Source organism: Agrobacterium sp. A3-95 (genome assembly GCF_053521785.1).
The window spans coordinates 1-14,717 of record NZ_JBNWDR010000007.1 but is presented as its reverse complement, the minus strand read 5'-3'; the positions used below and the strand labels follow the sequence as shown (position 1 = coordinate 14,717).

General features: G+C 59.5%; 14 protein-coding genes. 4 read left to right on the top strand and 10 right to left on the bottom strand.

Features of this window, described 5'->3' with window-relative positions:
• Positions 1-48 precede the first annotated feature (48 nt).
• A complete protein-coding gene (locus ACQZ5Y_RS18135; RefSeq protein WP_080801141.1) occupies positions 49-945 on the top strand; it encodes a LysR substrate-binding domain-containing protein in 897 nt (298 codons plus the stop codon).
• A gap of 24 nt (positions 946-969) precedes the next feature.
• Here the strand turns inward: ACQZ5Y_RS18135 and ACQZ5Y_RS18130 are convergent, their stop codons facing one another.
• The 10 genes from ACQZ5Y_RS18130 to ACQZ5Y_RS18085 form a co-directional block, all read right to left on the bottom strand.
• Positions 970-2,250 (bottom strand): TRAP transporter large permease, encoded by a 1,281-nt coding sequence (locus ACQZ5Y_RS18130; RefSeq protein WP_065705273.1) that lies wholly within the window; start codon positions 2,248-2,250, stop codon positions 970-972.
• Positions 2,247-2,795 carry a TRAP transporter small permease gene (locus tag ACQZ5Y_RS18125; protein WP_065705271.1) on the bottom strand — a complete coding sequence of 183 codons (549 nt, stop codon included), beginning with the start codon at positions 2,793-2,795 and terminating at the stop codon, positions 2,247-2,249. Before ACQZ5Y_RS18125 ends, ACQZ5Y_RS18130 begins: the two co-directional genes overlap by 4 nt.
• Before the next feature lie 55 nt (positions 2,796-2,850).
• A complete protein-coding gene (locus ACQZ5Y_RS18120) occupies positions 2,851-3,846 on the bottom strand; it encodes a DctP family TRAP transporter solute-binding subunit (RefSeq protein ID WP_112650563.1) in 996 nt (331 codons plus the stop codon).
• A 21-nt stretch (positions 3,847-3,867) separates the two neighbouring features.
• On the bottom strand, positions 3,868-4,770 hold the full coding sequence (locus ACQZ5Y_RS18115; RefSeq protein WP_174059979.1) for an NAD(P)-dependent oxidoreductase: 903 nt from the start codon (positions 4,768-4,770) through the stop codon (positions 3,868-3,870).
• A 12-nt stretch (positions 4,771-4,782) separates the two neighbouring features.
• Complete coding sequence (locus tag ACQZ5Y_RS18110; RefSeq protein WP_211380942.1) at positions 4,783-5,085, bottom strand: putative quinol monooxygenase; 303 nt, start codon at positions 5,083-5,085, stop codon at positions 4,783-4,785.
• A gap of 17 nt (positions 5,086-5,102) precedes the next feature.
• Positions 5,103-6,461: an NAD(P)H-dependent oxidoreductase gene (locus ACQZ5Y_RS18105; RefSeq protein WP_035199360.1), complete on the bottom strand. Its 1,359-nt coding sequence runs from the start codon at positions 6,459-6,461 to the stop codon at positions 5,103-5,105.
• 262 nt (positions 6,462-6,723) lie between these two features.
• Positions 6,724-7,737 carry a LacI family DNA-binding transcriptional regulator gene (locus ACQZ5Y_RS18100; protein ID WP_019566487.1) on the bottom strand — a complete coding sequence of 338 codons (1,014 nt, stop codon included), beginning with the start codon at positions 7,735-7,737 and terminating at the stop codon, positions 6,724-6,726.
• Positions 7,738-7,853: 116 nt separating this feature from the next.
• Complete coding sequence (locus ACQZ5Y_RS18095; RefSeq protein ID WP_174059980.1) at positions 7,854-8,864, bottom strand: D-altritol 5-dehydrogenase; 1,011 nt, start codon at positions 8,862-8,864, stop codon at positions 7,854-7,856.
• Positions 8,865-8,880: 16 nt separating this feature from the next.
• Entirely contained in the window at positions 8,881-9,651 is a 771-nt protein-coding gene (locus ACQZ5Y_RS18090) for a galactitol 2-dehydrogenase (protein WP_025595922.1), read from the bottom strand.
• A gap of 269 nt (positions 9,652-9,920) precedes the next feature.
• Entirely contained in the window at positions 9,921-11,234 is a 1,314-nt protein-coding gene (locus ACQZ5Y_RS18085) for an ABC transporter substrate-binding protein (protein WP_013761438.1), read from the bottom strand.
• A 311-nt stretch (positions 11,235-11,545) separates the two neighbouring features.
• On the opposite strand from ACQZ5Y_RS18085, the gene ACQZ5Y_RS18080 reads away from it, so the two are divergent.
• From ACQZ5Y_RS18080 to ACQZ5Y_RS18070, 3 genes are all read left to right on the top strand, one after another.
• Positions 11,546-12,553 carry a tagatose kinase gene (locus tag ACQZ5Y_RS18080; protein ID WP_174059981.1) on the top strand — a complete coding sequence of 336 codons (1,008 nt, stop codon included), beginning with the start codon at positions 11,546-11,548 and terminating at the stop codon, positions 12,551-12,553.
• Positions 12,550-13,827 carry a D-tagatose-bisphosphate aldolase, class II, non-catalytic subunit gene (locus ACQZ5Y_RS18075; protein WP_174059982.1) on the top strand — a complete coding sequence of 426 codons (1,278 nt, stop codon included), beginning with the start codon at positions 12,550-12,552 and terminating at the stop codon, positions 13,825-13,827. Before ACQZ5Y_RS18080 ends, ACQZ5Y_RS18075 begins: the two co-directional genes overlap by 4 nt.
• Positions 13,828-13,898: 71 nt before the next feature.
• Positions 13,899-14,717 (top strand): carbohydrate ABC transporter permease (locus tag ACQZ5Y_RS18070; protein ID WP_448782009.1); only part of this gene is annotated, 819 nt, incomplete at its 3' end.

The following is a 14,717-nucleotide window of genomic DNA, read 5'->3' as shown; positions in this document are numbered from 1 at the left end:
GTGATAATCACGGTGACTGCCGTAATTCGTTGAGCGAAGACCAGCCACATGCAGATACCGATAAAATCGATCCTCGTCTTTCATGCTGCGGCAAGGGCGGGCAGCATTTCGCGGGCGGCGGAAGAGCTGAGCGTTACGCCTTCAGCCGTTTCCCAGCAGATCCAGTTGCTTGAAGGCCAGCTTGGTACGACGCTGATGGCGAGGACCGGCCGAAAGGTGACGCTGACGGAGGCGGGCGAGCGGTACTTCTCGATGATCACCGCACAGATCGAGCAGATCACCGATGCCACCGACAGTATTCGCGGCTTCCGCTCGGTGACCACGCTGACAATCAGGGCAACCCCGACCATTTCCAACAAATGGCTGCTGCCGCGTCTCGGCTCCTTTCTGGAGGAGCATCCCGAACTGGAAGTGCGCCTCGACGGCACCAACGAGCCGACCGATTTTTCGCAGGAGCTTGTCGACATAGAGCTGCGCCATGGCGATGGCCGCTGGCCGGGCCTGTTTGTGGAAGGGCTCGTGGAAGAGGAGTTCCTGCCGGTCTGTTCACCGGATATGCCCGGTGCCGGTACATTCCTGCCCGAAGATTTGCAGAACCAGCGGCTTATCCATTCGGTCAAGGCGCAGGCGCAATGGAACCACTGGTTTCCGCTCTCCGGCGTGACGGCTGAAAAGCGCTGGCGCCGCGTTCTGTTCGATCGCAGCCACATGGCCATCGACGCCGCCGTTCTGGGCATCGGCGTGGCGCTGGAAAGCACGTTGATGATGGAGCGGGAACTGCAACGCGGAATGCTGATCCCGGCCGTGGCCGATGCGCCCCGCATCAAGCTCGTCACGCAATGGATCGTTTGCCCGCATTCCCACCTGCGTCAGAGAAAAGTGATGCTGTTTCTGGAGTGGATGCGAAAACAACGCGACGAGTGGCGTGCCCGTCGCGTTGTCTGATGCTTCAGGCTAAACGTTTCTGCGTCAGTAAAGACCCATCAGCCTGATGGGCCCAAGCGTCAGAGCCGGGAACAGCACCAGGGCCAAGATTGCCGCGACCAGGATGGACATCGGCGCAAGCGAGCCCTTGATCACATCCTCAATGGACATTTTCGCCACCTGCGCCACCGCAAATAGGCATACACCAACCGGAGGCGTGACAAGCCCAAGCGTCAGGGTGATGACCATGACGATCAGGAAGTGGATCGGATCGACCCCAAGCAAGACGGCTGGCGGCATAAGCACCGGGATCAGGATGAACATCGCGGCAATCGCATCCATGAACATGCCGACGATGATCAGGAACAGGAAGATCAGAACCATCGCCATGGTCGGGCCGGTGCTGATATGACCAAGGAAAACCGCAACCTGTGCCGGCAAGCCGTCAAAGGTGAAGACCCAAGCCGCCAGTTTCGCCGTCGCCGCGATGAAGAGGATCGAACCGGATGTCCGCGCCGTGTCCATGAAGATGCCGAGTAGCGCCGAAAATGGGATCGTCCGGTAAAGGATGACCGACAGAAACAGCGTGTATACAACGGCAATGCCGGCCGCTTCCGTCGGCGTGAAATAGCCGTCGACAATTCCAATCAGCAGGATCACCGGCGTAAGCATCGGCAGGATGGCCGCAAGACCGGTCGTCACCACACGGCGGACATTGAACGGCGTGGGCGGATTGAACCCGTTTCGCACTGCATAGATGTGATTATACACCATGAACACGAATGCGAGGAACAATCCCGGCACCAGCCCTGCCACGAGCAGGGTTCCGATGGAGGCGTTAGCAACCGAGCCGGCGATGACGATGAGGATCGAAGGCGGGATGATCGAGGAAAGCGTGGAGGTGCAGAGCGTCAGCCCGACGGCATATCCCTTCGGAAAACCGTGACGCTCCATGGCCTTGATTTCGATCGCGCCGATTGAGGCAATATCGGCGACGGACGAACCGGAGACACCGCCGAAAATCACCGACGAGGCGACATTGACATGGCCGAGACCGCCGGGAAGCCAGCCGACAATCGCCTCTGCGAAGTCAAACAGTCGTTCGGCGACCTTGCCCCGTTCCATCAGAACGCCGACGAGAATGAAAAGCGGCACGGCGACGAGAAGGAAAGAGTTCATGCCGGAAAACATGGTTTGCGCCAGAAGGTCCATCGGCATCGACGTATAAAGCGCGATGGAGGCCACACTGGCAAGTCCAAGTGCGACGGCAAGTGGAACGCCGAAGGCGCTCATCAGCAGGAAAAGTCCAAGCAGCGTCAGGCTCATGGCCGTTTCTCCATATTTCCAACGACCAGATCGGCTTCGGCAAGAGGCTGCGAGCCCTGCGGCAGTTCAATGCGATCGCGATGTTGACGCAGGGATTCCACGATGGCGGCAATGCCGAGAGCGGCGCTAAGCGGAATGATGACGCCGATCATCCACATCGGCGTGGCAAGCGTGGCGGCGGCTTCATTCATCACATATTGCTGGCGCACCAGCGTCCAGCCTGTCCAGATCATCAGGCTAAAAAAGACGACCGAGGACAGAACGTAGATGAGAAGCGCGAGGCTGCGGACAAAGGCCGGCATAAGCGCGATGAACACCGTTACCCGCGCCATGTCGGCGGTGCGGAAGCTACCCGCCACCCCCAGGAACACCATCCATATGAAAAGATACCGTGTAGCTTCCTCGGTCCACGAGACCGGAGTGCCCCACATTCGGGTCGACACCTGCAGAAGCACGACGGCCAGAACCCCGATAGCGGCCAGACCGGCCAGCACGTCGGTCGCCAATCTGATGACCCTGCCGAAAAATGATGACGTTTCGTCCATAAACCTGTCCTCCCAACCGGACCGACTGCGCGCCGGCCCGGAAGACCTGATTGCCTTACTTCTTGCCGACGGCGGCAATGGTCTTGTCAAAGAAAGCCTGATCCTTCACCAGTCCGGCAAAGACGGGATAGAGGCCCTTCGAGACTTCCACGAACGCCCTCTGCTGCTCCAACGTCAGGCGATTGATCTCCATTCCGTGTTTCTGCAGTTCGGTGATCGTCGCTTCCGCGCTCGAGGCGTCGTTTTGCACCTTCCACACTTCCGCTTCCTTCGCCGCCTCCTCAACGGCCGCCTTGTGCGCATCGCTCAGGGCGTTGAACTTGGCGGGGCTGATTCCCAGAACCCAGCCGTCACCCATATGGTTTGTGATCGAGACGTATTTCTGCACCTCGTAGAATTTCGCCGACAATGGGACGTTGATGGGGTTTTCCTGCCCGTCGACGACCTTCAACTGCAAGGCGTTATAAACCTCGGCAAAGGCGAGCGGCGTCGGTGCGGCGCCCATCTTCTTGAAGAATTCCACCCAGAGCGGATTGTTGGGAACGCGGAACTTCAAACCCTTGAGATCATCCGGCGAGGTTATCGGGCGCTTGGAATTGGTCATCTGGCGGAAGGGGCGCGGCCACAGATCCACCGCCTTGATGCCGATCTTTTCCAGCCCGGCACTCAACTCCTTGCCCTGCTCACCTTCCAGATAGGTGCGAAGCTGTTCTTCATCGTCAAAAAGATAGGGAATGGAAATCGCCGAAAAACGCGGGTCGAAATTCGCATAAAGCGATGTCGCCAGAAGCAGCATGTCGAGCGATCCGCCCGCCAGCTGCTTGACGGCGCCCGATGGATCACCGCCGTAAAGCGAGCCGTTCGCGAAGACCTTGACGGTGACTTCGCCATTTGTCTTGGCGGACACCAGCTCGGCGAACTTGTTGGCCGCGAGCGTAATTTCGGAATTGTCCGGATCCGGCGTCGAAAGCGTGAGCGTTTCCGCCTGCGCGATCGATGCAACCAGCATGGTGGCGGCGAGAGCCAGCCCGTAACGTTTTGAAATTTTCATGTGTTCCTCCCGTTGTTGTCTCTAGACAGTTTCGAGCGTTCCTCCGAACGCATTCATGCGTTTAACTTCAAGGATCACACCGCTGTGATCAAGCTCGCCCGCGCCATGCTCGACCATGGAGCGGAACAGCCGGTCAACCTCCTCGCCGACCGGTAATTTCAGGCCACGGCTCTTGGCGAAAGCCAGCGCCGTGGACGTATCCTTCAGCTGATATTTCGCCGGCCCGCCGGGGCGGAAATCGCCTTCCACCATGCGTTTGCCGTGCTGGCGGAAGACGGTGGACTCGGCAAAACCGCCAAGCAAAGCCTGGCGCACCTGCGCCGGGTCGGCTCCCCCCGCTTCAACCAGCGTCAAAGCTTCCGCTACGGCGCAGATCGTCGAGGCGACGATCAGCTGGTTGGCCAGCTTGGCCAACGAGCCGCAGCCCACCGGACCGACATAGGTGACGCGGCCGAGGCAATTGAGGAGTGGCCGCAATGCGTCCACATCCCGCTGCTCACCGCCGGCCATGATGGCGAGCGTTCCCTCAGTCGCCCCCTTTTCACCGCCGGAAACCGGTGCGTCGACATAAGCGACGCCATGAGCCTTTGCCGCCTCCGCCTGTTCCCGTGCGCTGTCGACCGGAATCGAACTCATCACCAGCAGAAATGCACCAGGCTTCATGGTGGAAACGACACCCGGGGCGCCGAGCAGAACCTCGTCGCAGACCGGCCCGGAACTCAGCATACAGAGCACGACATCGGCTTCGGCTACAGCTTCGGCAGCCGTGGCCGTCGGCTGCACGCCCTTTGCCGCCAGAACCGCAGCTTTTTCAGCACTGCGGTTCCAGGCCTTGACGGAAAAACCGGCCTCCGCCAGACGCCGCGCCATGGGTGCACCCATGATGCCCGTTCCGATGACAGCGATTTCGCGGATGTCCTGCATTTTTTCCATCCTTCAAAGCCATTGCCGGTTGAGGAAACGTACCGGCAACTCTTCTTCGATGAGGGCGGGAAACGCCTCGCGAAACCGGTCGAGATGCGGTGTTTTCAAATGATCGTCGAAAGCCTGTCTGTCGTCATAGACCTCGTAGAACACCACATTGTTTCCCGTCTCCGGCCGCACCACATCGAATTGCCGGCAACCCGGTTCATCCTGAACCGAATGGGTGGCATCATCTTGCGCCGCATCGAGAAAGGCATCCATCGCGTCAGGCTTGACACGGAATTCCGCGATTACCACGAAAGCTCCATTCGGCATGTCCCGTTCTCCGTCCATCACGCCGCAGCGTCTTTTTGCGGACGGAACTGGTTTTCCATGTCCTGGCGAAGCTTCACCACATCCAGGTCGCTCACCAGTTCCACATCGTCGAAGCTGACGATCTGGTCCTTCCTGATGGCGCGCTTCAGCTTGACATTATGGGCAAGGCCGATCGGCAGCGCCTTGATGTCGAGGCTGCGGGTGGCAGGGATGGCATTGGCCCAGACCGCGTAACCGCCCTCGCCGTCAAGCATTTCGCCGGGCTGCATGTCCTTCTTGGCCGTCGCAACCGCATCGCCGCGGAACTCCTTCGAGCAACCGGTGGCCTCGTTGCGCAGCACCGCGGACAGCACACTGATCGAGGTTTCCAGACCGATGATATGGAACGGACGCCACATGGAGGCGTACCAGCCCGAAGGATCGGTCAGCAGTCCATATTGCTTGAAGCAGGCGCGGGCATATTCGTTATGCGCCTTGAAGGTGACGAAAACGCCGTAACGGATGTTATTAAACACCTCGCGACCATCCGGCTCCTGGCTTGCGGCAATATCCACGAGACCGGAGCGCGACATGCGGCCGCCATCGGCAGCGGGGCGAAAGACGCGGGCGAGATCGTGCAGGCCGGCGGGCGGGAAGGCCAGACCGTCATCCGGGCAATCCAGCCCCGTGCCGTTTGCGACCGCCGCCATTTCGATGGCCGCCTTGGTGCCGTCGGTAAATGAATTGTACATTTTCGGATTGAAGTCGCCCTTGGCCACTTCCTCGTCAGTCCAGCCGAAGTAGCTCCAGACCGTATCAGGCGTCGAATACCGGTAACGCGGCTCGAAATTCATCCCCTTGCCGGCGGAAACGACCTCGAAGCCGGTGGCGCGTGCCCAATCGACCAATTCGCAGATCAGGGCCGGTTGGTCACCGTAAGCCATGGAGTAGATAAGGCCCTTGGCCCTCGCCTTTTCGGCCAGGATCGGCCCGACCATCACGTCGGCTTCCACATTGACCATGACGACATGTTTGTTGTGGTCGATGGCTCCGAGCGCATGGCGCGCGCCAGCCAGCGGATGGCCGGTCGCCTCGATCACGCATTCAATCTCGCCGCAGGCGAACAGTTCGTTCACATCGTCAGTCACATAGGTCTTGCCGCTCTTCAGCGCATCGGCGCAGCTCGTCGCGTCATAACGCTCCTTCGGCCAGCCGACGCGGTCAAACGATTCCCGCGCCTTGCCGACATTGAGATCAGCGACGGCGACCATGTGGAAACCGGCGATGCGCTGCGCCTGCGCCAGAACCATGGAACCGAACTTGCCGGCACCGATGAGACCCACCCTGACGGGCTTGCCACCGGCTGCGCGCTGCGACAGAAGAGAATAGAGATTCATGTTTTGACATCCTTCGCTGGGGAAATTGCTGGCGAGAGTGCCCAGTCAGCCCGGCGAAGGCCATGCGATACCGCGGCTACGAAGGGTTAACCCTCGCGGCACCGAAGACATGACGTTTCTGCGTTCCTCCCGGATCCCGGCACACACTTGCGCCGGCTCCCGCGGTCGCCTCCCAAAGCAACCCTGGGAACAGAGTAGGAGCGTTCAAATATTAGTTCTATTTAGAAAAACAGATTTTTCTTTTAATTTTTCTAACAAACTATCAAGCTGATTTGCGCAGCATCAGATCGGCACTGAGGAGAATGCGCTCGCGCATCCGTGTCGTGTCATCCGCCTCCTCATTCAACTTCTGCAGAAGAAGTTCGATCGATAGCCTGCCGATCTCGTTGTAATTCTGCGCCACCGTAGTAATCGGCGGGCAGGCATAACGCGAAAGCGGATGATCGTCATGGCCGGCGACCCTGAGATCGTAATCCGTGCCATGGCCGACCCTGATGCCCTTCTGGAAGGCGGCGGCGATGACCCCGAAGGCGATACGGTCATTGGCGCATAAAATAGTGCGCGAGGGCAAATGCCCTGCTCCATCCAGCAACCGGGTCGCTTCATCAAAGGCGAAACGCTCGAAATCCCAGGTTACGGTGCCGGGAACACCGATGACATGCGGCTCGAAACCAAGACGCTGCATCGCCTCCTCATAGGCCGTGCGGCGCGTTGCGGCGTTGGTATTGACCTGCGGCATGTCGAAGAAACAGGGCGGCTCGCCCGAACGGCAGAGATAATCCACCATCAGCCCGACGCTCTGGCGGTTGTCGGTGCCGACGAAGGCCGAGGTTTCGTCGAGTGGAGAATCGACATAGACGATCGGTATGCTGGCCGCCAGCTGCTCTAGCGTGGCGCGATGGGACTTGACGCCGAGCGGAGCGATGATGGCGCCCGCGACATTCATCGACTTGAAGGTGCGGATGGCCCGATCCTCGATTTCCGCCTTGCCGTCGGACGACAGCACGAAGGCAAGGAACCCCGCCTCGTTGGCGATGAGTTCGATACGGCTCGTCAGCGCCATGTAGAACGGGTCGGTTGAGTTGGGAATAATGATGCCGATGATATTGGAGCGGCGGCGGTTGAGGTTGACAGCGAAGATATTCGGTCGGAAGCCCGATTTCTTCAGCGCATCCTCGATGGCATCCCGCGTCTTCTTGCGGACCGAGGCCGGATCATTGAAGTATTTCGAAACAGTCGGGCGGGAAAGGCCGACGAATTCCGAGAACTCTTCCATCGTCCTGATAGATTTGGCCAAAGTGCTTGCCCCCATGAAATATTACATGTGGTACTCTATATCGACCGGCCTTCGCACGAAAAGCCGGTCGAATACGGTTATCAACGGCCAAACGATCATTCGGCTGCAAATTGCACTTTCATCGTGGCCGGATCGGACGGCTTTTTCATAAAGAACGGCAGCATATCCGAAAGCGGCAGCCGGTGCGACACCAGCCGCGCCATGACATCGCCATCCGTTTCCAGAATGGCAAGCGCCTGCGGCATGTTGCGGTTCAGCGAATGTGAGCCGACAAGCTTCAGCTGCCGCCGGAAGATTTCGAAAGGCGCAACCGAGATACGGGCATCCGGCGCGCAGACACCGAAAAACAGCGCCGTGCCGCCATCCGCGACCAGCGGGATCATTGCTTCCGCAACAGCTGCGATGCCGGTCGCATCCGCCACGAAATCGAACGCCTTCTGTTGCCGCAGCAGCGCCTCAGACCCGGAAACCGCCGTCTGAAGTCCAAGACTTTCAGCGAAGTCCAGCCTGCTTTCGTTGATGTCCGCAATCGTCACCGTCGCAATGCCTCGTGATTTCAGCGACAGGGCGAGCAGCAGGCCGATGGGGCCGGCGCCAAAAACAAGCGCATTGCCCGGCACCGACCCACTCTCGCCAATACCCGCGCTCTGCATGCCGTTGACGACGCAGGCGAGCGGTTCGGCAAGTGCTGCCACGTGATAGGGCATGGAACCTATGCCATGCAGTTGGTCGGCGCGCACCACGCTGAATTCCGCAAAACCGCCATTGTGGGAAACGCCATAGGCCTTCAGCGTGCTGCAAAGGTTGGTAAGCCCTTTCCTGCAACTGGGGCAGGTGCCGCAGGGCAGATTGGGATCGACGACAACCCTGTCGCCGACCTTGATGCCTGTGACATCTGCCGCCACCGCCGCAACTTCGCCGGCATATTCATGGCCGGGAATGACGGGAAAGGCACCGTCACCGTAACGCGCATGCAGCACGTCGATATCGGTATGGCACAGCCCCGAAGCCTTGACCCGGACAAGGGCATGCCCCGGCGGCAGATCGGCGACGGGCACGTCCGTAAGCACGGCTCGTCCCTTCTCGACGAATTGAATCGCATGCATGGTCATCTCCGGCTTTTCAGCTCATCCAGTTGCCGCCGTCGACATTATATGTCTGGGCGAGAATATAGTCGCTGTCGGAAGAGGCGAGGAAAACTGCAAGGCCCTTGATGTCATCCGGCGTGGCGAAACGGCCGATCGGCACGGATTTGGCCACCGCCGCCTTCTTCTCACCCGGCTTCAAGCCTTCCCATTTGGCGAAATGCGCATCGACCACTTCCCAATGCTCGCCATCCACGACACCCGGCGCAATCGCATTGACGTTGATGCCGTGTTTGACGAGCGCCAGCGCCGCCGACTGCGTGGCGGAAATGATCGCCGCTTTGGAAGCGCAATAAAGCGTGACGAGCGCCTCACCGCGCCGACCGGCCTGGCTCGCCATATTGATGATCTTGCCGCCGCGCGCACGCGCGATCATGACATTGGAGACGGCCTTCATCATGAAAAGCGGCCCCTTGAGATTGATGTCAAAAACCCGCTCATAGCTCTCTTCGGTAATGCCGTTGATCGGCGCCATATCGAAGATCGCGGCATTGTTGACGAGAATATCGATGCCGCCGAATTCCTCATCGACCGCCTTTACAACCGCATCGATCTGACCAAGGTCAGTCACGTCCAGACGGATGGCCTTGGCGGATGGGCCTATAGCGGCTGCAGAAGCGGTCGCCCTGGCAATATCGATATCGGCGATGATGACCTTTGCACCCTCATCGGCGAAAGCCTGTGCAAAACCAAGGCCGATGCCGCGGGCGGCGCCGGTAATCAGCGCGACCTTGTTCTTCAATCTCATGTCGATCTCCGTGATGCATGGCGGGTAATGGATGAACTCGGCCATGCGCGTTTGTGTTAGATGCGATTTCTCACTCCCCTCATTCCTGTGCTTGTCACAGGAATCCAGCCGACGCGCGTCTGCGTGGCGAGAGAGTCCTTTTCAGCCCAAGGACTTGGGCTGACTGGATTTCTGTGACAAGCACAGGAATGAGGGCGGCGGGTGCGCCAGCCCCACCCATGCCGCCCGCCGCCAAAGTGACGAACGGGCGGCACGCCGGGAGGACGCGGCTACTTGATGTAGCCCGCGCGGGTCATGTCACGCTCGACCTGTTTCTGGGCGCCTTCGAGCGCCGTATCGACGGTCTGCTGGCCGGAGAGTGCTGCCGCAATCTGCTGGCCGACAACCGTGCCGATCGACTGGAATTCCGGTATGGCGACGAACTGCACGCCGGTATAGGGGACCGGATCCTTTGTCGGCTTCGACGGATCGGCGGACATGATGGCTTTCAGCACCGTATCCGCAAAGGGTGCGGCTTTCTTGTATTCTGGCAGCTCATAGGTGGATTTGCGCGTACCGGGCGGCACGGCGACCCAGCCTTCGCTTTCGCCTACCGTCTTCACATAGTTCTTCGAGGTCGCCCATTTAACGAATGACTTGGCGGTTTCGAGCTTCTTCGTGGTGTTCGGAATTGCAAGGTTCCATGACCACGACCAGCTCGATCCGTTCGGCGTTGCCTCTACCGGAGCACGCGTGAAAGCGGTCTTGTCGGCAACCTGGCTCTGTTTGGGATCGTAGATACGTCCCGCAGCCGAGGTGGCGTCGATCCACATGGCGCAATGGCCTGATGCGAACAGCGTCTGGTTCTCGTTAAAGCCGTTGGTCGCCGCACCGGGCGGGCCGTAGGAGGTCATCAGCGCAACATAATCCGAGATCGCCTTTTTCCACGGCTCGCTCGTCAGCTGCGGCTTCCAGTCCATGTCGAACCAGCGTCCACCATAGGTATTGATCATGGTACCGAGGAAAGCCATGTTCTCGCCCCAGCCCGGCTTGCCACGCAGGCAAATGCCATATTGCTGTTTCGACTTGTCCGTCAACTTGGCCGCGAAGTCCTTGATCTGGTCGTAGCTCGGATTATCAGGCATTTTCAGGCCGGCCGCGTCGAACAGGTCCTTGCGGTAAAGGGTAAACGAGCTTTCGGTATAAAACGGCACGGCATAGAGCTTGCCGTCCACCGTCAGGCCCTTTTTGATCGGATCGAGCAGATCGGCGTAATCGTAATCGTCGCCGAGATCATCGACCGGAGCCAGCCAGCCCTGCTTGCCCCAGATCGGCGCTTCGTAACCGCCGATGGTCATGATGTCGAACTGGCCGCCATTGGTGGCAATATCGGTGGTGACGCGTTCGCGCAGAACATTCTCTTCCAGCACGATCCAGTTGATCTTGTTTCCTGTTTCCTTCTCCCAGGCGCTGGAAAGCTTCTGCATGATGATCATGTCGCCATTGTTGACGGTGGCGATGTTGATTTCTTCCGCCTGCGCAAGTCCGGCCAAAAGGCCCGCTCCAACCACAGACGACGACAGAATTCCAATGAATTTGCTCATGAGACCCGCTCCTCCTTTACGGATGTCCACGCATAACAATACATGCGTAAATTTTTATCTCGCAAAATCGCGCCATTTGTCAACATCCAAAAATAAACTGTGACGCGAGCACTCTTGGATATATTGCTATAACTCGCTGTTTTAAAGTCGATAATGTCATCAAAAATAATTGCATGATCCGCTTTACTTGCTGCATCGCAACAAAATCATCATCAAAAAATATCTTGACGCGCGTAAATTTTAACTGATATCCGGAAAATAACAGAGCCGGAACGTCGGGGGTTTGCACCCACGGGAAAGGTGGGAGCCGAATGCATATGGAGGAGATGATGAGGCAGGTATCCGCACTTGCGCCGCACGCGAAAGGCCCGACCATTACGGCGGGTGAAATCCTCGTGGAAATCATGGCGACGACAGTGGGCGACGGCTTTCTCGAGCCGCAAACGCTGATCGGCCCCTTTCCAAGCGGCGCGCCCGCCATTTTCATCGACCAGGTCGCGCGTTGCGGCGGCAGCGCCGGCATTATCGCGGCGGTTGGCGATGACGATTTCGGCCGCCTCAACATCGAGCGGCTGCGCCGTGACGGCGTGGACATATCGGCCATCGCCACCGTTGCGGACCGGCCGACCGGCAGCGCTTTTGTCCGCTATAGGGAAAACGGTGCACGGGATTTCGTTTTCAACATCGCCCATTCGGCAGCGCGCGAAACGCACATGACTGATAAGGCGCAGGCTCTCATCGAACAGGCGGGCCATGTGCACGTCATGGGATCGGCGTTTGCGATTGCCGGTATCGGCGAGATCATTCTGGAGGCGATCAAAAGCGTCAAGGCGCGCGGCGGCTCGGTGTCTTTCGATCCGAACATCCGCAAGGAACTGGCGCAGGGTAACGAGGGCCGCAAGCTGATCGACGATCTCCTTGATGTCACCGACCTTCTGCTGCCTTCCGGCGAAGAACTTCAAGCTGCCTCCGGTCTGGATGACGAGGACGCAGCGATAGAAAAGCTCCTCGCCTCCGGTATCGGCGAGATCGTGCTGAAGCGCGGCGCGCAAGGCGCCAGCCACTTCAGCCGCGCCTATGGACGCATCGACGCCCCCGGACTGACGGTCTCCGAAATCGATCCGACCGGCGCCGGCGACTGTTTCGGCGCAACTTACCTCACCTGCCGCCGCCTCGGCATGCATCCCGAAAGAGCGCTCACCTATGCCAATGCATCCGGCGCGCACAACGTCATAAAGCGCGGCCCCATGGAAGGCGCTGCCAGCCTTGCCGAACTTGACGCCTTCATGACCGCGCTATTGTCGGAGGAAGTCCTATGACCGCCATTCTGGAAAACCTCGCCGCCGCGCGCCGTGCCGGCAAGCCCGCAGGCATCACTTCGGTCTGCTCTGCCCACCCCGTTGTCCTGCGCGCCGCAATCCGCCGCGCCGCTGCCGGTCAAACAGCCGTGCTCATCGAGGCCACCTGCAACCAGGTCAATCATCTCGGCGGTTATACCGGCATGACGCCGCGCGACTTCGTTACCTTCGTCAACAGCATTGCGCAGGAAGAAGGACTGCCTGGCGAGCTCCTGATTTTCGGCGGTGATCATCTCGGCCCCAATCCCTGGCGCAAGGAGAAAGCCGAGGACGCGCTGACAAAAGCAGCCACCATGGTCGAAGCCTATGTCACAGCCGGTTTTCGCAAGATTCATCTGGATGCGTCGATGGGCTGCGCCGGAGAGCCGTCCGCACTGGATGACGTGACCATTGCCAATCGCGCGGCAAAACTCGCGGCTGTCGCCGAAAAGGCAGCCGCCGAGGCGGGCCTGCCAAAACCGCTTTACATTCTCGGCACCGAAGTGCCGGTGCCGGGCGGCGCCGATCACGTGCTCGACACGGTGGCGCCCACCGAGCCGCAGGCGGCGCGCACGACCATTGACCTGCACCGTGAGATATTCGCGCAGCACGGTCTTTCCGATGCGTTCGAACGGGTCATCGCCTTTGTCGTGCAGCCCGGCGTGGAATTCGGCAGCGACAATGTCGTCGCTTACAATCCGGATGCGGCCATGGCGCTCAGCGCCGTGCTGGACGGCGAACCGCAACTGGTCTTTGAGGCACACTCGACGGATTATCAAACGAGAGCAGCACTTGGCGCCCTTGTGCGCGATGGATATCCGATCCTGAAAGTCGGTCCGGGGCTGACCTTCGCTTACCGCGAAGCACTCTACGCTCTCGATATGATCGCATCCGAGATGGTCGGCGACTATGGCGACCGGCCGCTGGCGCGGACCATGGAACAGCTGATGCTCGGCGCGCCCGGCGACTGGCAGGGTCATTACCATGGTGATGACATCACGCTCAGATTGCAGCGCCACTACAGCTACAGCGACCGCATTCGCTATTACTGGACAAGGCCCGAGGCGCTCGCAGCCGTTTCCGCCTTGCATAAGGCGCTTGACGGGAAGACAATTCCCGAAACCCTGCTGCGCCAATACCTCGGCGAGCTTCCGCTCGCCACGGTTGCAGGCAAGGATATGGAGGAGGTTCTGATCGCCGCGGTGGATCAGGTGCTAGCAACCTACCATGCGGCGACGGGCGAAGGTCGCTGCTAAGACAATCGTCAAGTTAAATTCGGATGTCCCGGCGGGGACGTTGCGGGTATTGGTCATGGAGGGGACTATCAATGGCAACACGAAACACGAGCGGTCTGGCGCGGGTTATGCTTGCGCCTTCGGTGCTGCTTTTGCTGGTGTGGATGATCGTGCCCCTGGCGATGACGCTGTGGTTTTCGTTCCAGAACTACAATCTGCTCAACCCTGCCAATGTCAGCTTCGCGGGCCTGTTCAATTACCAGTATTTCTATACCGATCCGGCCTTCTTCCAGTCGATCTTCAACACGCTTGCCATCGTCGGCGGCGTGCTTCTGATCACTGTCATCGGCGGTATTGCGATTGCGCTTCTGCTTGACCAGGACATCTTCGGTCAGGGCATCGTGCGCATCATGATCATCTCGCCCTTCTTCGTCATGCCGCCTGTTGCGGCGCTGGTGTGGAAGAACATGATCATGCATCCCGGTTACGGCGTGCTTGCCGATCTGTCGCGCTTCTTCGGCCTGCAGCCGGTCGACTGGTTCGCGCAGTTTCCGCTGCTCTCCATCATCATCATCGTCGCCTGGCAATGGCTGCCCTTTGCAACGCTGATCCTGCTCACCGCCCTCCAGTCGCTCGATGGCGAGCAGAAGGAAGCGGCCGAGATGGATGGCGCCAACTTCATCAACCGCTTCATCTACCTGACGCTGCCGCATCTTGCCCGCGCCATCACCGTCGTCATCCTCATCCAGACGATCTTCCTGCTCGGCGTTTACGCGGAAATCCTCGTTACCACCAATGGCGGCCCGGGTTATGCCTCGACCAACCTTGCCTTCCTCATCTATCGCACGGCGCTTCTGGGCTACGACGTCGGCGGCGCATCGGCCGGTGGCATCATCGCCGTCGTGCTCGCC